We start from the raw sequence: 23,481 nt of genomic DNA on the forward strand, positions 1-23,481 counted from the left end.
AAGGTTACGTGCCAAGCCAGTTGCTTGGGGCGCACACTGGGTCAGTAGCTCAGTCGGTTAGAGCACCGTCTTGATAAGGCGGGGGTCGTTGGTTCGATTCCAACTTGACCCACCAGTACGATTTTATCGCTGCGGGGGATTAGCTCAGCTGGGAGAGCACCTGCTTTGCAAGCAGGGGGTCGTCGGTTCGATCCCGTCATCCTCCACCACCTTCTTGGGTGAAGGTAAGCGCGTGTGGGTAGTACGGTGTCAAGGTGGTGCAACGCACTTGTCGGCTGGGTAGTGGGGTTAACGAAGAGGGTTTTAGGCCAGTTCAAGGCTAAAGCACTGCTCGTTAAATCTACGGATTTAATGGTATTACTCGTTCTTTAACAATCTGGAAGAAGCACAACGAAGTAATTATGGTGTGCGTCTGCGCTATTAATTAGGCAGGCGACACGTAAGTACGGGTTGTGATTGCATTAACAATTTTGTTCAAATAGTTCTCAAAAATACGTATTCGAAAGGATACGGCCTTTGAAAATGATGAACGGCACAAACACGCATGCTCAAGTGTTTCTATAACCTATAACGTTATAGGATCAAGCGACTAAGTGCACATGGTGGATGCCTTGGCGATCACAGGCGATGAAGGACGTGGTAGCCTGCGAAATGCGGCGGGGAGCTGGCAAACAAGCTTTGATCCGCCGATGTCCGAATGGGGAAACCCACCCTCGCAAGAGGGTATCCCTGGCTGAATACATAGGCCAGTGGAAGCGAACCGGGTGAACTGAAACATCTCAGTAGCTCGAGGAAAAGAAATCAACCGAGATTCCGATAGTAGCGGCGAGCGAACTCGGAACAGCCTTGACGTTTTAGCCGTCTGGGTAGTCGAACGCGATGGAAAGCGCGGCCATAGCAGGTGATAGCCCTGTAGACGAAACCCAGGCGGTGGAACTAGGCGTCAGACAAGTAGGGCGGGACACGTGAAATCCTGTCTGAAGATGGGGGGACCATCCTCCAAGGCTAAATACTCGTGATCGACCGATAGTGAACCAGTACCGTGAGGGAAAGGCGAAAAGAACCCCGGAAGGGGAGTGAAATAGATCCTGAAACCGTGTGCATACAAACAGTAGGAGCGGGCTCGTCCCGTGACTGCGTACCTTTTGTATAATGGGTCAGCGACTTACATTCAGTGGCAAGCTTAACCGAATAGGGAAGGCGTAGCGAAAGCGAGTCCGAATAGGGCGATTCAGTCGCTGGGTGTAGACCCGAAACCAGGCGATCTATCCATGGCCAGGTTGAAGGCACGGTAACACGTGCTGGAGGACCGAACCCACTAATGTTGAAAAATTAGGGGATGAGCTGTGGATAGGGGTGAAAGGCTAAACAAGCCTGGAAATAGCTGGTTCTCTCCGAAAACTATTTAGGTAGTGCCTCACGTATTACTGCCGGGGGTAGAGCACTGTTATAGCTAGGGGGTCATGGCGACTTACCAACCTATGGCAAACTCCGAATACCGGCAAGTAGCAGCGTGGGAGACAGAGCACCGGGTGCTAACGTCCGGACTCAAGAGGGAAACAACCCAGACCGCCAGCTAAGGTCCCAAACTATGGCTAAGTGGGAAACGAAGTGGGAAGGCATAGACAGTCAGGAGGTTGGCTTAGAAGCAGCCATCCTTTAAAGAAAGCGTAATAGCTCACTGATCGAGTCGTCCTGCGCGGAAGATGTAACGGGGCTAAGCCATAGACCGAAGCTGCGGGTGTATATCGTTGATATACGCGGTAGGAGAGCGTTCTGTAAGCCTGTGAAGGCAGATTGTAAAGTCTGCTGGAGGTATCAGAAGTGCGAATGCTGACATGAGTAGCGATAAAGGGGGTGAAAAGCCCCCTCGCCGTAAGTCCAAGGTTTCCTGCGCAACGTTCATCGGCGCAGGGTGAGTCGGCCCCTAAGGCGAGGCAGAGATGCGTAGCTGATGGGAAGCTGGTTAATATTCCAGCACCGTCGTGAGATGCGATGGGGGGACGGATTGCTGCAAGGTCATCGGGGTGTTGGATGTCCCCGTTGCTGCATCATAGAAGGCGCTTAGGTAAATCCGGGCGCGTAATTCAAGGGTGTGGCTGAATAGGACTTCGGTCCTAAACTGATCGGAAGCAGTTCCAAGAAAAGCCTCTAAGCTTCAGTCTCACGAGACCGTACCGCAAACCGACACAGGTGGACGGGATGAATATTCCAAGGCGCTTGAGAGAACTCAGGAGAAGGAACTCGGCAAATTGATACCGTAACTTCGGGAGAAGGTATACCCTGGTAGTGTGAAGCGCCTGCGCGCCGAGCATGACGGGGTCACAGAGAATCGGTGGCTGCGACTGTTTATTAAAAACACAGCACTCTGCTAACACGAAAGTGGACGTATAGGGTGTGACGCCTGCCCGGTGCCGGAAGGTTAAGTGATGGGGTGCAAGCTCTTGATCGAAGCCCCGGTAAACGGCGGCCGTAACTATAACGGTCCTAAGGTAGCGAAATTCCTTGTCGGGTAAGTTCCGACCTGCACGAATGGCGTAACGATGGCCACACTGTCTCCTCCTGAGACTCAGCGAAGTTGAAGTGTTTGTGATGATGCAATCTACCCGCGGCTAGACGGAAAGACCCCATGAACCTTTACTGTAGCTTTGCATTGGACTGTGAACCGGCCTGTGTAGGATAGGTGGGAGGCGTTGAAGTAGGCTCGCCAGAGCTTATGGAGCCATCCTTGAAATACCACCCTGGTTTGTTTGCGGTTCTAACCTTGGCCCGTTATCCGGGTTGGGGACAGTGCATGGTGGGCAGTTTGACTGGGGCGGTCTCCTCCTAAAGTGTAACGGAGGAGTTCGAAGGTACGCTAGGTACGGTCGGAAATCGTGCTGATAGTGCAATGGCATAAGCGTGCTTGACTGTGAGACTGACACGTCGAACAGGTGCGAAAGCAGGACATAGTGATCCGGTGGTTCTGAATGGAAGGGCCATCGCTCAACGGATAAAAGGTACTCTGGGGATAACAGGCTGATACCGCCCAAGAGTTCATATCGACGGCGGTGTTTGGCACCTCGATGTCGGCTCATCTCATCCTGGGGCTGTAGCCGGTCCCAAGGGTATGGCTGTTCGCCATTTAAAGAGGTACGTGAGCTGGGTTTAAAACGTCGTGAGACAGTTTGGTCCCTATCTGCCGTGGGCGTTGGATACTTGACGGAGCCTGCTCCTAGTACGAGAGGACCGGAGTGGACGTACCGCTGGTGTATCGGTTGTCATGCCAATGGCATTGCCGAGTAGCTATGTACGGAAGAGATAACCGCTGAAGGCATCTAAGCGGGAAACTCGTCTGAAGATTAGGTATCCCGGGGGCTAGACCCCCCTGAAGGGTCGTTCGAGACCAGGACGTTGATAGGCTGGGTGTGGAAGCGCAGTAATGCGTGTAGCTAACCAGTACTAATTGCCCGTGCGGCTTGATCCTATAACCTTGTAGGTTGTACGTGTTCAAGTGCCGTTCAAACAAATGAAAAGTCGTACCGTGGGTTGACCGGTACGCAACCCCATCGCGGCCCGTACGCCGTGATCAACACCCTAATTACACCCCTAGGGCCCGGGCAACCGGACTGCCCCAAGGCGCGGTGCTTCTTCCCAGATTCGTCATTGCCGCCCCAACGCGGCGATGACACTCGGTTACGCTTGACGACCATAGCAAGGTGGTCCCACTCCTTCCCATCCCGAACAGGACCGTGAAACGCCTTCGCGCCGATGATAGTGGACGTACGTCTGTGAAAGTAGGTCATCGTCAGGCTCTTATTGCTCAAAACCCCTCGCCCCACAAAGCGAGGGGTTTTGTTTTTGGGGCGGCGAAAAACCCAGCGCCCACGTCACGCGCCGGTGCCGCCGCGGGCCGCCTGTGTACACCGGGCCCGTGCCCACGGGCCGGACGCCGGCGCGCGACTGGCCGGCGGCGGAAGACTCGGCGGCGGAATATAAAGGCTGCAAGTCGGGTAAAATGCCAAATTGGCAATTCGCCATCGGGCGATCCACCCTATTTTGGTATTTTCGGAGGTTTGTATGACCCAGGCGTATCCGCCGGAAGACGGCAAGGGCATGTCCACGCGCAACCTGACGCACCTCATCTATGGCTTGTTTTCCCTGGGCCTGCTCAGCGCCGGATTTTTCGGCGTGGCAACCATCGCCGCCGTGGTGCTGGCCTACCTGAAACGCGGGGATGCCGCCGGAACCGTCTATGCCAACCATTTCGACTGGGTCATCAAGACCTTCTGGTGGGGGCTGCTTTGGGTCGTTCTTAGCGCCCTGGCCACGTTCATCTTCATAGGCTGGCTTACCGGCCTGATCGCCCTGGTCTGGATCGTGTACCGCGTGATCAAGGGCTGGCTGGCACTGCTTTCCGGCCTGCCCCCGGTTGCTGAATATTAAGAAGCGCCATACACAAAAAAACGCTGCCTGGTTCTTGCCAGGCAGCGTTTTTTTGATCTTGCGGGCAAAGGCCCGGTAGCGATTTTTACTTCAGGTGGCCGCTGACGAGCTTGGTCAACTCGAACATGGAGACCTGGTCTTTTCCGAACAAGGGACGCAATTTGGCGTCGGCATTGATGTTGCGGCGGTTTTTCGGATCTTGCAGATCGTGTTTCTTGATGTAGTCCCAGATTTTCTTGGTGACTTCGGTGCGTGGGACTGCCTCGGGACCGATAATGGCAGCTAAGGTAGCGCTAGGGGTAAGTGGCTTCATGAACGCCGCATTGGGTTTACGGGCGGGTTTCTCGGTTGTTGCCATGAACAGGGCTCCTAACTGATAGTTGATAAAAACGCTTCCCTCGCAGCATAACGTGAGAAACCGGTAAAGACAAAGCAATTTGTGAACAAGAATATGTCCGAAAATCGGGGCTGAAGAAAAAAACGGTGGGCCGGGGCGCCTTATGGTAATGTTTTGGATCGAACAGCGCAGGCGCTGCTGCGGCCCTTAGCAGGAGTATTCAGTCGATGTACGCAAAGAGTGTGTTGGAGGCGATCAGCCGCTACCATGGCGAACTGACGGCATTCAGGCAGGACATCCATGCCCATCCGGAGCTGGGCTTTCAAGAAGTCCGGACGGCCGGCCTGGTGGCCAGTTCCCTGAGCGCCCTGGGGTATCAGGTACACCGCAACGTGGGCAAGACGGGTGTCGTGGGCGTGCTGGATGGCAAGCGCAACACCAGCGGGCGCTCCATAGGCTTGCGGGCCGACATGGACGCCCTGCCCATACTGGAGCAGGGCGAGGCCCCGTATGCGTCCACCAATGTCGGGGTCATGCACGCCTGCGGCCACGACGGCCACACCACGGTGCTGCTGGGCGCGGCGCGCTATCTGGCCGAGACGCGCAATTTCGACGGACGGGTGGTGCTGATATTCCAGCCCGCCGAAGAAGGCCTGGGGGGCTCCAAGGCCATGCTGGACGACGGCTTGTTCGAGCGCTTTCCCTGCGACGCCATCTATGCGCTGCATAACTGGCCCGGACTGCCTCCCGGAGTCATAGGGGTAAACCCCGGCCCCATGATGGCCGCCGCCGACCACTTCGAGATCCACATACAGGGCCGGGGCGGGCATGGGGCGCACGCCTACCAGACCAACGACCCGGTGGTGATCGCCGCGCAGCTGATCACGGCCTTGCAGACCATCGTCTCGCGCAATGTGCCCGCCCCTGAATCGGCGGTGGTGACCGTGGCCGCCGTGAACGCCGGCAACCTGCAGGCGATGAACGTCATTCCCAAGGACGCCCGCATGGTCGGCACGGTGCGCACCTTCAGCCCCGTGGTGCAAGAGCAGGTGATACAACGCATGGAAGAGGTCGTGGCGGGGATCGCCGCCGCCTTCAAGGCCACCATCGACTTCCGTTATCATCGCCTGTTTCCCGCCACGGTGAACACGCCCGAGCATGCCGAATTCGTGGCGGATGTGGCCACGGAGCTTTTCGGCGCCGATATGGTGGTGCCCAACCTGGTGCCTTCCATGGGGTCGGAAGACTTTTCCTTCATGCTGCAGCAGCGGCCGGGCGCCTATTTCCGGCTTGGACAAGGCGGAGCGGAGAAAGGCTGCGTATTGCATAATTCCGCTTTCGACTTCAACGACGCGGTCATACCGGCGGGCAGCGCCATGTTCTGCCGCCTGGTCGAGCGCGCCCTGCCGCTGGCCGAACAGCCCTGAGGCGCTACTTTCTATAAATTGGATGCAATGTTCAGCAACACCGATACCGTAACGATTACCCGCCCCGACGACTGGCACCTGCATTTGCGCGATGGCGCCGTGCTGGATTCCGTCGTGGGGGACACGGCCCGCCAGTTTGCGCGAGCCATCATCATGCCCAACCTCAAGCCGCCCGTGACCACGACCGGGCAGGCCCTGGCGTACCGCGACCGCATCCGCGCGGCGCTGGATCGCGCCGGCATCGAACAGGCGGCATTCACGCCTTTGATGACCCTGTATCTAACCGACAACACCAGCGCGCAGGAAGTCCTGAATGCCAGCGAATCCGGCGCGGTGCACGGCATCAAGCTTTATCCGGCCGGCGCCACCACGAATTCCGACGCCGGCGTGACCGACTTGCTGGGGCGTTGCGCGCCGGCCCTGGAGGCCATGCAGCGCGTGGGCATGCCGTTGCTGGTGCATGGCGAGGTCACCGATCCGGCGATCGACCTGTTCGATCGTGAAGCGGTATTCATCGATCGGGTCATGATCCCGCTGCGGCGGGATTTCCCCGAGCTGAAAGTGGTGTTCGAGCACCTGACCACGCGCGAGGGCGTCGACTACGTGCGCCAGGCATCGGGGCCGGTGGCGGCGACGATTACCGCCCACCATCTGCTGTACAACCGCAATGCCCTGTTCCTGGGCGGGATGCGGCCGCATTGGTACTGCCTGCCGGTGCTCAAGCGCGAGACGCATCGCCAGGCGCTGCTCGATGCCGCCACCGGCGAAAGCGAGCGCTTCTTTCTGGGGACCGACAGCGCGCCGCATCCGAAAGGCCTGAAGGAGCATGCTTGCGGCTGCGCGGGCTGCTATACGGCCTTGCACGCCATGGAACTGTACGCCACCGCATTCGAGTCGGTGGGCCGCCTGGACCGCCTCGAGGCCTTTGCCAGCCTCAACGGGCCGGCCTTCTATGGCTTGCCCGTCAATCAGGGCAAGCTGACCTTGGAACGCCGGCCTTATTCCATACCGGCGGAATTGCCCATGGCCGATTCATCCGTCGTACCCCTTGCGGCCGGCGAGTCACTGGGCTGGAAAGCCGTGGTTTGAAGCGCTTCGTCCAGGAAAAGCGCACGCTCCATTACGAGGCGTTGCGTTTTTCCTCCAGGGCCTCCCAGCGGGCGAACAGGGTGTTCAGCTGTTCTTCCATCTCGTGCAGCTGCGTGTTGATGATCTCGACCTGATCCGGCGCGTCGCGGTACAGGCTGCCGTCGGCCAGCTTGGCGGCTAGCTCGGCCTGCTTGGACTCCAGCTGGGCGATGGTGTCGGGGATGCCTTCCAGCTCGCGCAGTTCCCAGGAGGTGATGCGCGATACCTTGGCTTGCCGCGGTTTTTCAGGGACAGCGGCTTCCTTCTTGCGAGCCTTGCCTTCGTCCGTATCCGGCGCCGGCTGGCTGGGCCGCTGCGCCAGCCATTCATCGTAGCCGCCCACATATTCCCGCCACCGGCCATTGCCTTCGGCCGCTATGGTCTGGGTGACGACGTTGTTCAGGAACTCCCTGTCGTGGCTGACCAGCAGCACCGTGCCGGGATAATCCTGCAAGAGCTCTTCCAGCAACTCCAGCGTCTCGATGTCCAGGTCGTTGGTGGGCTCGTCCAGCACCAGCACGTTCGTCGGGCGGGCGAACATGCGGGCCAGCACCAGTCTTGCCCGCTCTCCGCCGGACAGGCTTTGCACGGGCGAATGAGCCCGCGCCGGGGGGAACAGGAAGTCCTCCAGATAGCTCATCACATGCTTGCGCTGGGTGCCGATTTCTATCCATTCGCTGCCTGGATTGATGGTGTCGGCCAGCGTGGCGTTCTCGTCCAGCTGTGAGCGCATCTGGTCGAAATAGCCCACCGTAAGATTGGTGCCCAGGCGCACCTGGCCGCTGTCGGGCTTGATCTCGCCCAGAATGATCTTGAGCAGCGTGGTCTTGCCCGCGCCGTTCGGCCCGATGAGACCGATGCGGTCCTTGCGCAAGATGATCGTGGACAGGTCGTCGATGACGGTCAGTTCCCCGTAGCTGTGCGATACATGCTTGAGCTCGGCGACCAGCTTGCCCGAGCGCTGGCCCTCGGCCACCGCCAGGTTGACATTGCCCTGGCGCTCGCGCCGCGATGAGCGTTCGCGGCGCAGCTGCTCCAGGCGCCGCACCCGTCCTTCGTTGCGCGTGCGGCGCGCCTCGATGCCTTTGCGTATCCATACTTCCTCTTGCGCGAGGACCTTGTCGAATTTGGCGTTCTGCTGGCGCTCGGCCTCCAGCCATTCCGCCTTGCGCTGCTGCCATTGCGTGAAATTGCCGGGAAAGCTGAACAGCTTGCCGCGATCGAGCTCGACGATGCGGGTGGACACCGCATCCAGAAAGCGGCGGTCGTGAGTAATGATGATCACGCTGCAGCGTGCATTGAGCAGCAGGTTCTCCAGCCATGCGATGCCCGTGAAATCCAGGTGGTTGGTGGGCTCGTCCAGCAGCAGCAGGTCGGGCTCCTCGGCCAGGGCGCGGGCCAGCGCGACGCGCTTGCGCATGCCTCCGGACAGGCCCGCAACGCGTGACTGCCCATCCAGGCCCAGTTGCTCGATCAGGGCGTTCACCCGGGAAGGGCGTTGCCAGTCTTCGCTTTCCGTGAGGTCGCCGCAGAGCGTGTCGAACACGCTCTGTTCGTCATCCAGGTCGGGTTCCTGCTCGACCGTGGCGGTCCGCAGGCCGCCCAGTCGCATGATCTCGCCGTCGTCGAGCACGGTCCTGCCGTCCAGCACGCGCAGCAGCGACGACTTGCCGGCGCCGTTGCGGCCGATGAGCCCGATGCGCTCGCCGGGCTGGATCGCCAGGTCGGCGTGATCCAGCAGGGGATGGTGCCCGTAAGCGAGCTGGGCATCGCTTAGGGTGATGAGGGTAGTCGCAGCCATATTAAATCCGGAGCCGGTTGTTGATCGGTAAAACCATCATTGTCGCAGGTTACAATACGGCGGTGAGGCGGGCTGGGCAATCGCGGTGCCGACGGCATCGAGGAAGGTCCGGACTCCACAGAGCAGGGTAGCGGCTAACGGCCGTCCGGCGAGGCGGTGCACGCGTTGCGCCGCCGAGCCGAGGAACAGGGCCACAGAGACGAGTCTGTGGCGCGGGCATGTTTCGCATGCACCGGCACGGCCATCTCCGTGCCGCGCGCCGGGAAACCGGTGCGGCGCCGCAGGGTGAAACGCGGCAACCTCTATCCGGAGCAACATCAAATAGGCATGCGCAGGCCTTGGCCGAAAGAGCGGCTCGCTCGAGCATGCGGGTAGATGGCCAGAGCGCGGCAGCAATGCCGCGCCCAGAGGAATGATTGCCCGCCGGGCTCGCCCGGCGTACAGAATCCGGCCTATAGGCCCGTCTCACACTTTTCTCTCCCGGCACCTTTGCGAAAGTGTCAGCAATTGCAAAGCATGAGCGCCGCCCGGCGTCGATGATCTGATAAACGACTTGCACTTGCTTCTCCAATTTCTTGATTTAAATACATATTTTTTTGCGACTTCCCTTTGGAAACGGCGCTAAGTGCTTGTTGTAATTGAAAAAATTGCAACTTTGCGCTTGACCTCTTGCAAGCCTTACCGTAGAGTGGGGAAAAGTAGGATTTTGTGCAAAAAAGTGGGGAAGGAAACGTGTTTCAGGGTAGCAGCGCTCTCACATTGGATGCCAAGGGTCGGATCTCGATTCCGACCCGGCATCGTGACGCGCTGATTTCCCAGGTAGAGGGTCGCCTGACCCTCACACGCCACCCCGATGGCTGCCTGCTGGTCTATCCCCGCCCGGTGTGGGAACAGAAGCGCCAGGAGGTCGCCAGGCTGCCCATGAAGGCCCGGCCCTTGCAGCGCTTGCTGCTGGGTAATGCCCAGGACGTCGAAATGGACGGATCGGGCCGGATCCTGGTCGCGCCCGAGTTGCGTGCCGCAGCCGGCCTCAGCCGTGAGGTCATGCTGCTGGGCATGGGCAATCACTTCGAGTTGTGGGACGTCGCCGCGTGGGCGAGCCGCGAAGAGGAAGACCTTGCCAAGGGCATGACCGAGGCCCTGGAAGAATTTACTTTCTGAACCTGACTATGGAGTTCTCTCATCGATCCGTGCTGCTGGAGCCTGCGGTCAACGCTCTCGTTGATCCCGATTTCGGAGCCAAGGGCAAGCGCGGCAAGTCGGCAACGGGGTCGTTGGAGCAGGCGCACGGTGTGTTCGTCGATGGCACTTTCGGGCGTGGCGGGCATAGCCGCTTGTTGTTGTCCCGTCTGTCGCCGCAGTCCAGGCTGGTGGTTTTCGACAAGGACCCGGAGGCCATTGCCGTAGCGCACGCCCTGCAGCGTGAAGACGACCGTGTGGTCGTGGTGCACGGGGGGTTTGCGGCGATGCCGGAGAAACTGGCGGAGCTGGGTTTCGAGAAGGTCGATGGCGTGATGCTGGATCTGGGAATTTCATCCCCTCAGATCGACGACGCCAGCCGGGGGTTTTCGTTCATGCGGGAAGGCCCGCTGGACATGCGGATGGATACCAGCAGCGGTCCCACCGCTGAGCAATGGCTGGCACAGGCCGGCCTCGAGGAATTAAAGGAGGTCATAGCTAAATATGGCGAAGAACGGTTTGCTTTCCAGATTGCAAAGGCGATTATTGCTCGCCGCGAATCCAGGCCGCTGCGCACAACGCTCGACCTCGCCGAGCTCGTCGCCAGTGTCGTCCGTACGCGCGAAAAGGGCCAGCATCCGGCCACTCGCACCTTTCAGGCTATACGGATTTACCTCAATCAAGAACTCCAGGAGCTCGCGCTCGCCCTCGCGGCAATCCTGAAGATTCTGGCACCGGGAGGGCGTTTGGCGGTGATCAGTTTCCATTCTCTTGAAGACCGCATGGTCAAGCAGTGCATCGCGTCGGCCGCCAGGCCGGCCGCGGCGCATGCGCGCCTGCCTATTTTCGAGAAGGACATGCCGCAGCCCATACTCAATTCGCTCGGACGTGTCCTGCCCAGCGACGAAGAGGCCAAAGAGAACGTGCGCGCCAGGTCCGCCGTGTTGCGCGTGGCCGAACGCACGTCGACGCCGCTGCCGGCCGACCAGGGGGCATCCTTCGTCAAGGCCATGAACCTGACGGCGCCGCCGGCGCACTCCAGGAAGGGGCGCTGATCATGGGTCGACTGAGCCTGCTGTTTGCCTGCCTGCTGATGATTTCAGCCCTGTCGCTGGTCACGGCCCGATTCCAGTCCCGTCAACTGTTCGTGCAGGCCGACAGGCTCGAGGACAAGGCGCGCGAGCTCGACACCGACTGGCGCCGGCTGCAGCTGGAGCGCGCCGAGCTGGCGCGCAATGCGCGGATCGACGCCACGGCGCGCAAAGAACTGGAAATGGTGTCCGCCACCCCCGACAGGACCTTGTACATCAAAGGCCAGGCGCCCGCCGCCCCAGTTCCAGGCGAAGGGGGCCGGCCATGAAGCGCGTACGCTTTTACGACAGCCCGGTGCTGAATGTGCAGATGCCTTTGTGGCGTTCCCGGCTGGTGTTGATTCTGCTGATGCTGGGGTTCTCGGCCCTGGGCGTCAAAGCCTTGTATTTGCAGGGCCTGTCCACGGAGTTCCTGCAGCAGCAGGGCGAGCGGCGCTACGAGCGCACTTTGGTGCTGCCGGCGACGCGCGGAAAGATATTCGATCGCAGCGGCTCGGTGGTGCTGGCCTCCAGCGTGCCGGCCCGCGCGATCTGGGCCATACCCGAAGATGCGAAGAATGCGAGCGATGCGCAGCTTTCCAGGCTGGGCAAGCTGCTGGGCATGTCCGTCAAGGACATCAAGAGCCGCCTGGTCGACGAGGACAAGAATTTCGTCTACATCAAGCGCCAGGTGTCGGTGGAGCTGGCGGACGAAATCAAGCATATGAAAGTGCCGGGATTCCATCAGCAGGCCGAGATGCGCCGCTTTTATCCGGAAGGCGATATCACCGCCCACGTGATCGGCTTTACCAATATCGAGGACAAGGGCATCGAGGGCGTCGAACTGGCCTTCAATTCCGAGCTGTCCGGCCGGCCGGGCTCGCGCCGGGTGATCAAGGACAGGCTGGGCCGCGTGGTCGAAGACGTGCAGGCCATCGTTCCGCCGGTCGATGGGCAGGACCTGATGCTGTCCATCGACGCCGGCCTGCAATTCGACACCTTCACGGCCCTGAAGAAGGCGCTGGAAGAGCACAAGGCCAAGGCCGGCGCCGGCATCGTCATCGACGTGCGCACGGGCGAGATACTGGCGCTGGTGAACCTGCCCACCTACGATCCCAACGACCGCGATGACCGCAAAGGTCCGGCGCTGCGCAACAGGGCCATTACCGACACCTTCGAGCCCGGTTCCATCATGAAGCCGTTCACGGCCGCGCTGGCGCTGGATATCAAGCGTATCACCACATCCACGCTGTTCGACACGGGCAACGGCCACTACCGTTACCAGGGATCCACCATTTCCGATGTCAGCCGCAACGGCATGCTGAACGTCGCGGGCATACTGCGGCGCTCCAGCAATATCGGCATGACCATGATTTCCGAGCGCCTGACGTCCCAGGAAATGTGGAACAAGTTCACCGAGCTGGGTTTCGGCCGCGCGCCGCAGGCCAATTTTCCCGGCGTGGCGTCCGGCCGGCTGCGCCCCTGGGAGCGCTGGCGTCCGATCGAGCGCGCCACCATGGCCTATGGCTACGGCCTGTCGGTCTCGCTGCTGCAGATGGCGCACGCCTATACGGCGTTTGCGCGCAACGGCGACATGGTTTCCCTGACGCTGCTCAAGCGCGAAGGCAAGCCGACCAGTGTGCAGGTCTATACACCCCAGGTGACGACGCAGATCCGCGCCATGCTGGAAGCGGCGGCCGGACCCGACGGCGCCAAGCTGGCGCAGGTGCAGGGCTATCGGGTCGCGGGCAAGAGCGGCACGGCCAGGCAGATCGTCAACGGCAAGTACAGCACCTCGCTCTATCGCGGGTCGTTCGTGGGCTTTGCCCCGGTTTCCAATCCGCGCATCGTTGTCGCCATCACGATAGACGAGCCGCATTCCAATGGCTACTACGGAGGCCGGGTTGCCGCGCCCGTGTTCGCCGACGTCGTGGCCAGCAGCTTGCGCCGCCTGGGCGTGCAGCCGGACGCGCCGATCGAGTCGCTGGTGGCCATCGGCCCGAACGGGGAGGCGCCGCAATGAGCGTGCAAGAGATCATTTCCTGGCTGAACCGGCACGTTGCCCACGGGGCGCATTTGTGCCTGGATACGCGCCAGCTTCGGGCTGGCGATGTGTTTTTTGCCTGCCCGGGACTGGCCAGCGACGGGCGGCTTTATATTCAGCGGGCAATGGAATTGGGCGCCGCGGCGATCGTCATGCAGGGCGACGGCGCCGCCGCGCCGGCAGCGTCGATTCCCGTGCTGGCGGTGGATGGGCTTGCGTCGCAACTGGGCGAAGTGGCTCACCTATGGTACGGCGAACCCTCCAAGGCTTTGTCCGTCGTGGCCGTCACGGGCACCAACGGCAAGACCAGTTGCGTCCAGTGGCTGGCGGCGGCCCTGAATGCGGAAGGCGTTCCCTGCGGCACGGTGGGGACCCTGGGTGTGTCGCTGCCCGGCGGCGAAAACCTGGGCGGCGCGCTGACCACGCCCGACGTCCTGACCATGCACCGCAGCCTGGCCGCCATGCGCGATGCCGGCGCCGCGGTCGTCGCCCTGGAGGCCTCCTCCATCGGCCTGGAGCAGGGGCGCCTGGACCATGTGCGGATCGACATCGCCGCCTTCACGAATCTGACGCGCGACCATCTCGACTATCACCACACCCTGGAAAACTACAAGCAGGCGAAGTTTGCGCTGTTCGCCTGGCCCGGCTTGCGTCGCGCGGTCGTCAACGCCGACGATCCGGCGGGGGCCGAGCTGCTGCTGGGCCTGAATCCGGCAATGGCGGTTTCCTGCTCCATGCAGCCGGGATCGGGCGCCGACGTCCGGGCCGAAGACATCCATACAGGCCCCTACGGACTGGTTTTCAATCTGCTCACGCATGACGGCGCGGCTCAGTTGCTGACCCGTCTGGTCGGCGAACACAATATCTCGAATCTGTTGCTGGTCTCGGCGGTGCTGCAGGAACTGGGCTGGGACCTGCCCAGGATTGCGCGGGTGCTGGCCACCCTGCGCTCGGTTCCGGGCCGCTTGCAGCTCGTCGAGCCGCTTGCGCGCGAGGGCGCCGTTCGTGCCGTTGCGCTGGTGGTGGTCGATTACGCGCACACGCCCGATGCGCTGGAGCGCGCCTTGTGCGCCCTGCGCGATGTGGCGGCGGTGCGAGGCGGAAAACTGATCTGCGTATTCGGCTGCGGCGGCAGCCGCGACAGCGGCAAGCGCCCCGTCATGGGCCGCATCGCGGCCGAGCGCGCCGACGTCGTGATATTGACCAACGACAATCCGCGCGCCGAGGCTCCCGGCGACATCATCGAGCAGATCATCGCGGGCATGCCGCTGGCTCCCCGCGTCGAACAGGACAGGGCGCTGGCCATCCTGTCGGCCATCTGGGGCGCGGGGCCGGACGATGTCGTGCTTCTGGCCGGCAAGGGGCATGAAACCTATCAGGAATTCCAGGGCGTGCGCGCTCCCTTCGACGACAGGGAATGGGCGCGCTTCGCCCTGACTTTCCAGCAGGATTCCCGGTTGTCGTCCGATACGCGCACCCTGTCGGCGGGCCAGGTGTTTCTGGCCTTGAAGGGCGACGCCTTCGATGGGCACGATTACATGGCCACGGCGCTCGATGCGGGCGCCTGCGCGGCCATCGTGGAGCGGCGCGATGCGTCCGTCGAGCTGCCCCAGTTCGTTCTGGGCGATACGCGCCAGGCCCTGCTGCGCATCGCCACGGCCTGGCGGCGCCTGTTCCAGCTGCCGGTCATCGCCGTGACGGGCAGCAACGGCAAGACCACGACCAAGGAAATGATCGCATCGATACTGCGGCAGGCCCTTGGCGAAGAGGGCAGCCTGGCCACGCGCGGCAACCTGAACAACGACATAGGCGTGCCGCTGACCGTACTGCGATTGAATCGCGGCCATCTGGCCGCCGTTTTCGAACTGGGCATGAATCATCCCGGAGAAATCGCCTTGCTGGCCGGGGTGGCGCAGGCCACCGTGGCGCTGGTGAACAATGCCCAGCGCGAGCACCAGGAATTCATGCATACGGTCGAGGCGGTGGCGCTGGAAAACGGATCGGTGCTGACGGCGCTGCCCGAGGGCGGCATGGCCGTCTTCCCGGGCGATGACGATTATGCGGATTTGTGGACGCGGATGGCGGGCGGGCGCCGGGTGCTGCGCTTCGGCTTCGATGCGCGCTTCGAGGTTTATGCCGACCAGATCCACGCGGAGCCGACGCGAACGCTATGCCAGATACATACTCCTGTAGGCAACGCGGGCCTGGTCCTGTCCGCCCCGGGCGTGCACAATCTGCGCAATGCGCTTGCCGCCGCGGCTTGCGCTTTGTGCGCGGGCGTGCAGCTGCCGGCCATCCTGCGGGGCCTGGAGGCCTTCAATCCGGTGGCGGGCCGCATGCAGCCGCGCAAGCTGGCCGGCGGGTTCCAGCTCATCGATGACACCTACAACGCGAATCCGGACTCGGTACGCGCCGCCATCGACGTGCTCGCTCAATTGGCGGGCAAGAAAATACTGGTGCTGGGCGACATGGGCGAGGTCGGCGAGAACGGTCCGGCCATGCATGCCGAAGTGGGTGCCTACGCCCGCGAACGCGGCATCGACATCCTGCTGGCATTTGGGCCGGCCAGCGTCAATGCCGCCCAGGCGTTTGGATCGAATGCGCGCGCCTTCGATTCCATGGAAAGCCTGAACCCTCATCTGTTTACGCTGCTTCCGGCGCATATCCTGGTCAAGGGATCGCGCAGCACCCGGATGGAGCGTGTCGTGCGGGCACTGGAAGAATATTCAATAAACCACGAAGAAGGGGTTCGCCATGCTACTTGAACTGGCGCGCTGGCTGTCCGATTCACACATACGCGCGTTCGGCGTGTTCGAGTACATCACTTTCCGCGCTGTGCTGGCTTGCGGCACCGCGCTCTTGATCGGCCTGTTTGCGGGACCTTGGGTGATCCGCAAGCTGACGGAACTGAAGATCGGTCAGGCGGTGCGCGCCTATGGCCCCGAATCCCATTTGCAGAAGAACGGGACGCCCACCATGGGCGGCGCGCTCATCCTGATTGCGATCGGCGTAAGCACGCTGATGTGGGCCGACTGGACCAACCGCTTCGTCTGGGTGGTGCTGCTGGTGACCTTCGGCTTTGGCTGGATAGGCTGGGCGGACGATTACAAGAAGGTCGTCAACCATGATCCGGAAGGCATGTCTTCGCGCCGCAAGTTCTTCTGGCAGGCGCTGATCGGCATCGTCGCCTCGATCTATCTCAGCTTCGCGGTATCGGCGCCCGCCAATGCCGAGTTGTGGCCTTTGTTCAGGGACTGGGTGCTGAGCGGCTTCACCATGCCCCTGCCCACCCGCGCCGACCTGATCGTGCCTTTCTTCAAGAGCGTCAGCTATCCGCTGGGCGTGTTCGGCTTCGTGGCGCTGACATGGCTGGTGATCGTCGGGTCCAGCAATGCCGTGAACCTGACCGACGGCCTGGACGGCCTGGCCATCATGCCCACCGTCATGGTAGGCAGCGCGCTGGGGATCTTCGCCTACGTGGTGGGCCGCGTCGATTATTCCAAATACCTGCTGTTTCCCTACATACCCGGCGCCTCCGAGCTCATGGTCCTGTGTGCGGCCATTGCCGGGGCGGGCCTGGCCTTCCTGTGGTTCAACGCCTATCCGGCCCAGGTGTTCATGGGCGACGTCGGGGCCCTGGCCTTGGGCGGCGCGCTGGGCACCATCGCCGTGATCGTGCGCCAGGAGATCGTGCTGTTCATCATGGGCGGCGTGTTCGTGGTGGAGACGCTTTCGGTGATGCTGCAGGTGGCCTGGTTCAAGTACACGAAAAAACGATACGGCGAGGGCCGGCGGATCTTCCGCATGGCCCCGCTGCATCATCACTTCGAGGTCAGCGGCTGGAAAGAAACCCAGGTGGTGGTGCGTTTCTGGATCATCAGCATGATGCTGGTGCTTATCGGTTTGGCAAGTTTGAAATTGCGATGAATACAATGTCCTTCCCCTCCGTGCGCGTCGACGGCCTGACCCTGATCCTGGGGCTGGGCGAGACGGGCGTGGCCGCGGCGCTGTGGTGCGCCCGCCACGGCGCGCGCCTGCGGGTACTGGACACCCGGGCCGAGCCGGGCGGGCTGGCCGGCCTGCGTTCGGAGCTCGATCCATCCAGCGTCGATTTCCGGCTGGGCGGCGATGCGTTCACCGAGGACGCCTTGCAGGATGTGCATACCATCGTCCTGAGTCCGGGCCTGTCGCCCCTGCAGGAGCCCGTCCTATCCTTCCTGGCGCTGGCCCGGGCAAGGCAGGTGGAGGTGCTGGGCGAAATCGAACTGTTCGCCCGTGCGCTGGCGGATATGTCCGGGCAGGGCTACACCCCGAAGGTGCTGGCGGTTACCGGCACCAATGGCAAGACCACGGTCACCGCCATGGCGCGCCAGCTGGTCCAGGCCTGCGGCTTGTCGGCCCGGGCGGCCGGGAACATCAGCCCGGCTGCGCTGGCGGCGCTGCGCGAGGCGCTGGATACGGATCAACTGCCCGAGGTATGGGTGCTGGAATTGTCGAGCTTCCAGATCGAGGGCACGCATACACTGGTGCCGGACGCCGCGGTGGTGCTGAACGTCACCCAGGATCATCTGGACTGGCATGGAAGCATGCAGGCCTATGCGGCCGCCAAGGCCAGGCTGCTGCAATGCTCGCGCGTAGCCATCATCAATCGCGACGATCCCCTGGTGGCCGCAATGGTCGCTGCGGCCGGCTCGCCCGCGGTGCGCAGCTTCGGACGTGGCGGCCCCGAGCTGGAAGGAGACCTGGGCCTGGAGGGCGATAATGGCATGTTGTGGCTGACGGCGGCGGATGCCGCCGACTTCGACCTGCCGGCTCCCACGTCCAGGCGCAAGAAAAACCAGGAAGCGCCGCAACGGCCGGCCGGCCGGACGACCCGGCTGATGCCGGTGGATGCGTTGCGTGTGCGCGGCCTGCATAATTCGCTGAATGCGCTGGCCGCGCTGGCGCTGGTCCGCAGCCTGGGTCTGGGCTGGGCCAATATGCTGCATGCCTTGCGCGACTATGCCGGCGAGCCGCATCGGACCGAGTACGTGCGTACCGTGGGCGGCGTGGATTTCGTCGACGACAGCAAGGGCACGAACGTCGGCGCGACCGTGGCCGCGCTGGACGGCATGGAGTCGCCGGCCATACTGATCGCCGGCGGCCTGGGCAAGGGCCAGGACTTCACGCCCATGATACGGGTGGTGCGCGAACATGCGCGCGCCGTGGTGCTCATTGGGCGGGATGCCGCCGCCATCGAGCAAGCTCTGGCGCCTTCGGGTGTGCCGGTCCGGCATGCCGCCACGATGGCCGATGCGGTAAGAAGCGGCTTCGACCTGGCGCAGCCGGGCGACACCGTGCTCCTGTCGCCGGCATGCGCAAGCATGGACATGTTCAAGAACTACGGCCATCGCGGACGCTGCTTCGTCGAAGAGGTCCAGGAGCTGGCCCTGGACAGGGGGGAGGTCGCATGAGCCTGTTCGCCGACCTGAACTCCGGCGTGAACGCCGTGCGGCCCGGACGCACGACCATGCCCAGCTTCGATGTGTCCATGCTGATCGTGGCCTCCACCCTGGTGCTGTTCGGCCTGCTGATGGTGTATTCCGCCTCTATCGCGCTGGCCGACGGACCGCGCTACGAAAGCTACGGCCGTTTCTACTTCGTGCTCCGCCATGGCGTGTTCATCCTGATCGGCCTGTTCTGCGCGCTATGCGCCGTCAGCATTCCCATGTCGGTCTGGCAGAAATTCGCCGTTCCCCTTTTCCTGGCCTGCCTGCTCTTGCTGCTGGTCGTCCTGATCCCCGGCGTGGGACGAGAGGTCAACGGCGCCCGCCGCTGGCTGCCCCTGGGCCCCATCAACTTCCAGCCTTCGGAGCTCATGAAGGTGGCCGTGCTGCTTTACGCGGCCGACTACACCGTGCGCAAGCAGGAGCATATGCAGAACTTCCTGCGCGGCTTCCTGCCCATGGCCTGCGCGCTGGCCGTGGTCGGCATGGTGCTGCTGCTGGAGCCCGACCTGGGCGCCTTCATGGTCATCGTCGCCATTGCCGTGGGCATACTGTTCATCGGCGGCATCAACGGAAGGCTGTTCTCGACCTTGCTGTTCATACTGATAAGCAGCTTCCTGCTGCTTATCTGGCTTTCGCCGTGGCGGCGCGAGCGCCTGTTCGTGTACCTGGATCCCTGGAATCCGGAAAACGCCTATGGCAGCGCTTATCAGCTCTCGCACTCCCTGATCGCGCTGGGGCGCGGCGAGTGGTTCGGCGTGGGACTGGGCGCCAGCATCGAGAAACTGCATTACCTGCCCGAGGCGCATACCGATTTCATCGTGGCCGTCATCGGCGAGGAACTGGGTTTTGCGGGCATCGTTTTTCTGATCGGACTGTTCGGCTTCCTGGTCTGGCGCAGTTTCGAGATCGGGCGGCAGGCCATCGCCATGGAGCGCATCTTCAACGGCCTGGTCGCGCAAGGCGTGGCCCTGTGGTTCGGCGTGCAGTGCTTCATCAACATCGGGGTGTGCCTGGGGCTGCTGCCGACCAAGGGCCTGACCTTGCCCATGGTGAGCTATGGCGGCACCGGCATCGTCATGAACCTGGTGGCGATGGCCCTGCTGATGCGTGTCGATTTCGAGAATCGCAATCTTATGCGGGGCAAACGGACATGAGCGCGAACACCTTGCTCATCATGGCGGGCGGCACGGGGGGGCACATCATGCCCGGACTGGCGGTGGCCCATGAAATGAAGGCGCGCGGCTGGAATGTGGTGTGGATGGGCCATCCCGAACGCATGGAAGGCCGCCTCGTGCCGCCCCAAGGGTTCGAGCTCCTTCCCGTCCGCTTCTCGGGCTTGCGGGGCAAGGGCCCCCTGGCCCTGTTGAAACTGCCATTCACGCTTGCCAGGGCCTGCGTTCAGGCGCGGCGCCATTTGGCGCGGGTCAAGCCCGACGTGGTGCTGGGCATGGGCGGCTATGTCGCCGTTCCCGGAGGCCTCATGGCGGCCTTGAGCCGCATACCGCTGGTGATCCACGAGCAGAACGCCGTGGCCGGCACCGCCAACCGTTGGCTGGCCAGGCTGGCCGGCAAGGTGCTGGTCGGGTTCCCGGGGGCCCTGCCCGGCGCGGTCATGGTGGGCAACCCGGTCAGGCAGGAATTGTCGCAGGCGGCGCCGGCGGCGCAGCGCTATGCGGCGCGGCAAGGACCCTTGCGCGTGCTGGTGGTGGGGGGCAGCCTGGGGGCGTCCGCCCTGAACCAGGCCGTTCCCCTGGCGCTGGCGCAATTGCCCGCCGCGGAGCGGCCGCTGGTCACGCACCAGGCGGGCGAACAGCATCTCGCGGCCTTGCGGGCCAGCTACGAAAAAGTGGGCGTGCAGGCGGTATGCCATGCCTTCATCGACGATATGGCGGCCGCGCTGTCGGACGCCGACGTGGTCATTTGCCGTGCCGGCGCCATGACGGTGGCCGAGGTGGCCGCCGTGGGGGTCGCCGCCTTGTTCGTGCCGCTGCCCCACGCCATCGACGATCATCAAACCGCCAATGCCCGCTACCTGAGCGATTGCCAGGGCGGCTGGCTGCGGGAACAGTCGAGCCTCAGCGCGCAATGGCTGGCCGGCTGGCTGGGCGACATCAGCCGCGCGGAGCTTGCAAAAGTGGCCGAACATGCCCACGAGCATGCCTGGCTGAATGCGACCGGGCAAATCGCCGACGCGTGCGAACAGATTGCCAGGAGGCAGGCGTGAAACATCGAATTCAAAGCATACATTTCGTGGGGATAGGCGGTTCCGGGATGAGCGGCATCGCCGAAGTCCTGCTCAACCTGGGCTACTCCATCAGCGGTTCCGATATCCAGGATACGGTGGTCACACGGCGGCTGGCGGGACTGGGCGCCCGCATCGTCATCGGGCACGGCGCGGACAACATCAAGGGCGCGGGCGCTATCGTCACGTCTACGGCCGTCTCGGCGGACAATCCCGAAGTCCTGGCCGCCCGCGCGGCGCGCATACCGGTCGTGCCGCGCGCCTTGATGCTGGCGGAGCTGATGCGCCTGAAACGCGGCATCGCCGTGGCGGGCACGCATGGCAAGACCACCACCACCAGCCTGGTGGCCAGCGTGCTGGCCGCCGGCGAGCTGGATCCCACCTTCGTGATCGGCGGCAGGCTGAATTCGGCCGGCGCCAACGCGCGGCTTGGCCAGGGCGAATTCATCGTGGTCGAGGCCGACGAGTCGGATGCCTCCTTTCTGAACCTGCTGCCCGTCATGGCAGTCATCACCAATATCGACGTCGATCATATGGACACCTACGGCCACGACGTCGCGCGCCTGAAAAGCGCCTTCATCGAGTTCACGCAGCGGCTGCCTTTCTATGGTTCGGCGGTGTTGTGCGGCGACGATGCCAACGTGCGCGAAATCATTCCCTTCGTGTCCCGCCCCGTGACGACCTACGGCATCGAGACCGAGGCGCAGGTTCGCGCGGTGAACGTCCGGGCCGAGGGCACCGTCATGCGCTTCGACGTGGAGCGGCAGGGGGCCACCGGAATGCTTCCGCCTTTGTCGGTCGCGCTGAATCTCCCGGGCCACCATAACGTGCTGAACGCGCTGGCGGCGATCGCGGTCGCCACCGAGCTGGGCGTTCCCGACCCGGCGATCGCCAGGGCCCTGGCGGATTTCAACGGCGTGGGCCGGCGCTTCACGCAAGTGGGCGACTTCGAGGTGTCACCGCAACGGGGCGGGGGCCGCTACACGGTCATCGACGACTACGGGCACCATCCGGTGGAAATGGCCGCCACGCTGGCCGCCGCGCGCGGAGCCTGGCCGGACCGCAGGATCGTGCTGGCATTCCAGCCGCACCGCTATACCCGCACACGCGATTGCTTCGAGGATTTCGTTCGTGTGTTGGGGCAGGCCGATGCCGTCCTGCTGACCGACGTATACCCGGCGGGCGAGCCGCCCCTGGTGGCCGCCGATGGCCGGGCGCTGGCGCGCGCGCTGCGGGTCGCCGGCAGGGTGGAGCCGGTTTTCATTGAAGACATCGTCGACCTGCCGCAGGCGATCCGCGAATTTGCGCGGGATGGCGACGTCGTTGTTGTAATGGGTGCGGGGTCCATCAGCCGCGTGCCCGGGCAGATTGGGGAGCGGGCATGAGCGGGCAGTTCGGACGAGTGGGTGTTCTGTACGGCGGACGATCCGCCGAGCGCGAGGTGTCGCTGATGTCCGGGCAGGGCGTGCATGACGCCCTGCGCAGCGCCGGCGTGGATGCGCATCTGTTCGATACCGGCCGCTATACGCTGGTCGATCTGATCAACGCCGGCTTCGATCGGGTCTTCATTGCCTTGCACGGCCGGCACGGCGAGGACGGAACCTTGCAGGGCGCGCTGGAGCTTTTGCATCTGCCTTATACCGGCAGCGGCCCGATGGCTTCATCCCTGGCCATGGACAAGATCATGACCAAGAAGGTGTGGCTCGAGCAAGGCCTGCCGACGCCGGACTACGCGGTGCTGACCTCCGGCTCCGGCCTGGACCGCGTCGCGGCCGGCCTGGGCCTGCCGCTGATCGTCAAGCCGCCGCACGAGGGCTCGACGCTGGGCGTGACCCGCGTCGACGGGCTGGACGAGCTGCGCAAGGCATACGAGCTTGCCGCCCTGTATGACAGCGAGGTGCTGGCCGAGCAGTTCATCGAGGGCCGCGAACTGACCGTGCCGATACTGGGCAAGGGCGGCACGGCGCGGGCGCTGCCCGTTATCGAAATCGTGGCGCCCGATGGCAACTACGACTACGAGCACAAATACATTTCCAACGATACCCAGTATGTATGCCCGGCATCGCTGGATCCGGCGCTGACCGAGTCCATACAGCGCATTGCCGTGCAGTCCTATACCGCCCTGAAGTGCGAAGGCTGGGGCCGCGCCGATTTCATGCTGGATGCGTCCGGCAAGCCGTGGCTGCTGGAGATGAATACGTCGCCCGGCATGACCACGCATTCGCTGGTTCCCATGGGCGCCAAGGCGGCGGGCATGAGCTACGCCGACCTGTGCCTGGAAATTCTGTCCACCGCGTGCTGCAAAGTGCAGGCGCCGCCCGCCGCCTGACCAGGAGATA

16 protein-coding genes, 2 tRNA genes, 2 rRNA genes and 1 other RNA gene are annotated in these 23,481 nt (G+C 62.9%); 19 read left to right on the plus strand and 2 right to left on the minus strand.

Annotated features, from left to right (window positions below):
• Positions 1-38: 38 nt before the first annotated feature.
• The 5 genes from OEG81_RS03870 (at position 39) to OEG81_RS03890 (ending at position 4,425) form a co-directional block, all read left to right on the plus strand.
• A tRNA-Ile gene (locus OEG81_RS03870) sits at positions 39-115 on the plus strand.
• An 18-nt stretch (positions 116-133) separates the two neighbouring features.
• Positions 134-209, plus strand: a tRNA-Ala gene (locus OEG81_RS03875).
• A 370-nt stretch (positions 210-579) separates the two neighbouring features.
• Positions 580-3,466: ribosomal RNA gene (locus OEG81_RS03880) — 23S ribosomal RNA — on the plus strand.
• Positions 3,467-3,680: 214 nt separating this feature from the next.
• Positions 3,681-3,793: ribosomal RNA gene (gene rrf, locus OEG81_RS03885) — 5S ribosomal RNA — on the plus strand.
• A 266-nt stretch (positions 3,794-4,059) separates the two neighbouring features.
• On the plus strand, positions 4,060-4,425 hold the full coding sequence (locus OEG81_RS03890; protein WP_264131416.1) for a DUF4870 family protein: 366 nt from the start codon (positions 4,060-4,062) through the stop codon (positions 4,423-4,425).
• A gap of 85 nt (positions 4,426-4,510) precedes the next feature.
• On the opposite strand, the gene OEG81_RS03895 is transcribed toward OEG81_RS03890, so the two are convergent.
• On the minus strand, positions 4,511-4,783 hold the full coding sequence (locus OEG81_RS03895; protein ID WP_264131417.1) for an SWIB/MDM2 domain-containing protein: 273 nt from the start codon (positions 4,781-4,783) through the stop codon (positions 4,511-4,513).
• 206 nt (positions 4,784-4,989) lie between these two features.
• On the opposite strand from OEG81_RS03895, the gene OEG81_RS03900 reads away from it, so the two are divergent.
• Together OEG81_RS03900 and pyrC are read left to right on the plus strand one after the other, a co-directional pair.
• The gene (locus OEG81_RS03900; RefSeq protein ID WP_264131418.1) at positions 4,990-6,189 is read left to right on the plus strand and encodes a M20 aminoacylase family protein; all 1,200 of its coding nucleotides are present in this window, start codon (positions 4,990-4,992) and stop codon (positions 6,187-6,189) included.
• 27 nt (positions 6,190-6,216) lie between these two features.
• A complete protein-coding gene (gene pyrC, locus OEG81_RS03905) occupies positions 6,217-7,278 on the plus strand; it encodes a dihydroorotase (RefSeq protein WP_264131419.1) in 1,062 nt (353 codons plus the stop codon).
• A 31-nt stretch (positions 7,279-7,309) separates the two neighbouring features.
• Here the strand turns inward: pyrC and OEG81_RS03910 are convergent, their stop codons facing one another.
• Positions 7,310-9,118 (minus strand): ATP-binding cassette domain-containing protein, encoded by a 1,809-nt coding sequence (locus OEG81_RS03910; protein ID WP_264131420.1) that lies wholly within the window; start codon positions 9,116-9,118, stop codon positions 7,310-7,312.
• A 64-nt stretch (positions 9,119-9,182) separates the two neighbouring features.
• On the opposite strand from OEG81_RS03910, the gene rnpB reads away from it, so the two are divergent.
• The 12 genes from rnpB (at position 9,183) to OEG81_RS03970 (ending at position 23,471) form a co-directional block, all read left to right on the plus strand.
• An RNA gene (gene rnpB, locus OEG81_RS03915) (RNase P RNA component class A) lies at positions 9,183-9,589 on the plus strand.
• Positions 9,590-9,850: 261 nt separating this feature from the next.
• On the plus strand, positions 9,851-10,279 hold the full coding sequence (gene mraZ, locus OEG81_RS03920) for a division/cell wall cluster transcriptional repressor MraZ (RefSeq protein ID WP_264131421.1): 429 nt from the start codon (positions 9,851-9,853) through the stop codon (positions 10,277-10,279).
• 8 nt (positions 10,280-10,287) lie between these two features.
• Positions 10,288-11,352: a 16S rRNA (cytosine(1402)-N(4))-methyltransferase RsmH gene (rsmH, locus tag OEG81_RS03925; protein WP_264131422.1), complete on the plus strand. Its 1,065-nt coding sequence runs from the start codon at positions 10,288-10,290 to the stop codon at positions 11,350-11,352.
• Between the two features lie 2 nt (positions 11,353-11,354).
• Positions 11,355-11,657, plus strand: coding sequence for a cell division protein FtsL (gene ftsL, locus OEG81_RS03930; protein WP_264131423.1), 303 nt, complete (start codon positions 11,355-11,357; stop codon positions 11,655-11,657).
• A complete protein-coding gene (locus OEG81_RS03935) occupies positions 11,654-13,390 on the plus strand; it encodes a peptidoglycan D,D-transpeptidase FtsI family protein (protein WP_264131424.1) in 1,737 nt (578 codons plus the stop codon). Before ftsL ends, OEG81_RS03935 begins: the two co-directional genes overlap by 4 nt.
• On the plus strand, positions 13,387-16,176 hold the full coding sequence (murF, locus tag OEG81_RS03940) for a bifunctional UDP-N-acetylmuramoyl-L-alanyl-D-glutamate--2,6-diaminopimelate ligase MurE/UDP-N-acetylmuramoyl-tripeptide--D-alanyl-D-alanine ligase MurF (RefSeq protein ID WP_264131425.1): 2,790 nt from the start codon (positions 13,387-13,389) through the stop codon (positions 16,174-16,176). The genes OEG81_RS03935 and murF overlap by 4 nt, the downstream gene beginning before the upstream one ends.
• Entirely contained in the window at positions 16,166-17,338 is a 1,173-nt protein-coding gene (gene mraY / locus OEG81_RS03945; RefSeq protein ID WP_264131426.1) for a phospho-N-acetylmuramoyl-pentapeptide-transferase, read from the plus strand. Before murF ends, mraY begins: the two co-directional genes overlap by 11 nt.
• On the plus strand, positions 17,335-18,864 hold the full coding sequence (murD, locus tag OEG81_RS03950) for a UDP-N-acetylmuramoyl-L-alanine--D-glutamate ligase (protein ID WP_264131427.1): 1,530 nt from the start codon (positions 17,335-17,337) through the stop codon (positions 18,862-18,864). Before mraY ends, murD begins: the two co-directional genes overlap by 4 nt.
• On the plus strand, positions 18,861-20,054 hold the full coding sequence (gene ftsW, locus OEG81_RS03955) for a putative lipid II flippase FtsW (RefSeq protein ID WP_264131428.1): 1,194 nt from the start codon (positions 18,861-18,863) through the stop codon (positions 20,052-20,054). Before murD ends, ftsW begins: the two co-directional genes overlap by 4 nt.
• On the plus strand, positions 20,051-21,124 hold the full coding sequence (gene murG, locus OEG81_RS03960; RefSeq protein WP_264131429.1) for an undecaprenyldiphospho-muramoylpentapeptide beta-N-acetylglucosaminyltransferase: 1,074 nt from the start codon (positions 20,051-20,053) through the stop codon (positions 21,122-21,124). The genes ftsW and murG overlap by 4 nt, the downstream gene beginning before the upstream one ends.
• Complete coding sequence (murC, locus tag OEG81_RS03965; RefSeq protein WP_264131430.1) at positions 21,121-22,527, plus strand: UDP-N-acetylmuramate--L-alanine ligase; 1,407 nt, start codon at positions 21,121-21,123, stop codon at positions 22,525-22,527. Before murG ends, murC begins: the two co-directional genes overlap by 4 nt.
• Positions 22,524-23,471 (plus strand): D-alanine--D-alanine ligase, encoded by a 948-nt coding sequence (locus tag OEG81_RS03970; protein ID WP_264131431.1) that lies wholly within the window; start codon positions 22,524-22,526, stop codon positions 23,469-23,471. The genes murC and OEG81_RS03970 overlap by 4 nt, the downstream gene beginning before the upstream one ends.
• Positions 23,472-23,481 lie beyond the last annotated feature (10 nt).

It is taken from the genome of Pollutimonas sp. M17, assembly GCF_025836975.1.
Taxonomy (GTDB): domain Bacteria; phylum Pseudomonadota; class Gammaproteobacteria; order Burkholderiales; family Burkholderiaceae_B.

What these genes read in the sequence shown, in the direction of transcription:
- OEG81_RS03890 (WP_264131416.1), top strand. Translation starts at nt 4,060, where the DNA reads ATGACCCAGGCGTATCCGCCGGAAGACGGCAAGGGCATGTCCACGCGC.
- OEG81_RS03895 (WP_264131417.1), bottom strand. Translation starts at nt 4,783, where the DNA reads ATGGCAACAACCGAGAAACCCGCCCGTAAACCCAATGCGGCGTTCATG.
- OEG81_RS03900 (WP_264131418.1), top strand. Translation starts at nt 4,990, where the DNA reads ATGTACGCAAAGAGTGTGTTGGAGGCGATCAGCCGCTACCATGGCGAA.
- pyrC (WP_264131419.1), top strand. Translation starts at nt 6,217, where the DNA reads ATGTTCAGCAACACCGATACCGTAACGATTACCCGCCCCGACGACTGG.
- OEG81_RS03910 (WP_264131420.1), bottom strand. Translation starts at nt 9,118, where the DNA reads ATGGCTGCGACTACCCTCATCACCCTAAGCGATGCCCAGCTCGCTTAC.
- rsmH (WP_264131422.1), top strand. Translation starts at nt 10,288, where the DNA reads ATGGAGTTCTCTCATCGATCCGTGCTGCTGGAGCCTGCGGTCAACGCT.
- ftsL (WP_264131423.1), top strand. Translation starts at nt 11,355, where the DNA reads ATGGGTCGACTGAGCCTGCTGTTTGCCTGCCTGCTGATGATTTCAGCC.
- OEG81_RS03935 (WP_264131424.1), top strand. Translation starts at nt 11,654, where the DNA reads ATGAAGCGCGTACGCTTTTACGACAGCCCGGTGCTGAATGTGCAGATG.
- murF (WP_264131425.1), top strand. Translation starts at nt 13,387, where the DNA reads ATGAGCGTGCAAGAGATCATTTCCTGGCTGAACCGGCACGTTGCCCAC.
- mraY (WP_264131426.1), top strand. Translation starts at nt 16,166, where the DNA reads ATGCTACTTGAACTGGCGCGCTGGCTGTCCGATTCACACATACGCGCG.
- murD (WP_264131427.1), top strand. Translation starts at nt 17,335, where the DNA reads ATGAATACAATGTCCTTCCCCTCCGTGCGCGTCGACGGCCTGACCCTG.
- ftsW (WP_264131428.1), top strand. Translation starts at nt 18,861, where the DNA reads ATGAGCCTGTTCGCCGACCTGAACTCCGGCGTGAACGCCGTGCGGCCC.
- murG (WP_264131429.1), top strand. Translation starts at nt 20,051, where the DNA reads ATGAGCGCGAACACCTTGCTCATCATGGCGGGCGGCACGGGGGGGCAC.
- OEG81_RS03970 (WP_264131431.1), top strand. Translation starts at nt 22,524, where the DNA reads ATGAGCGGGCAGTTCGGACGAGTGGGTGTTCTGTACGGCGGACGATCC.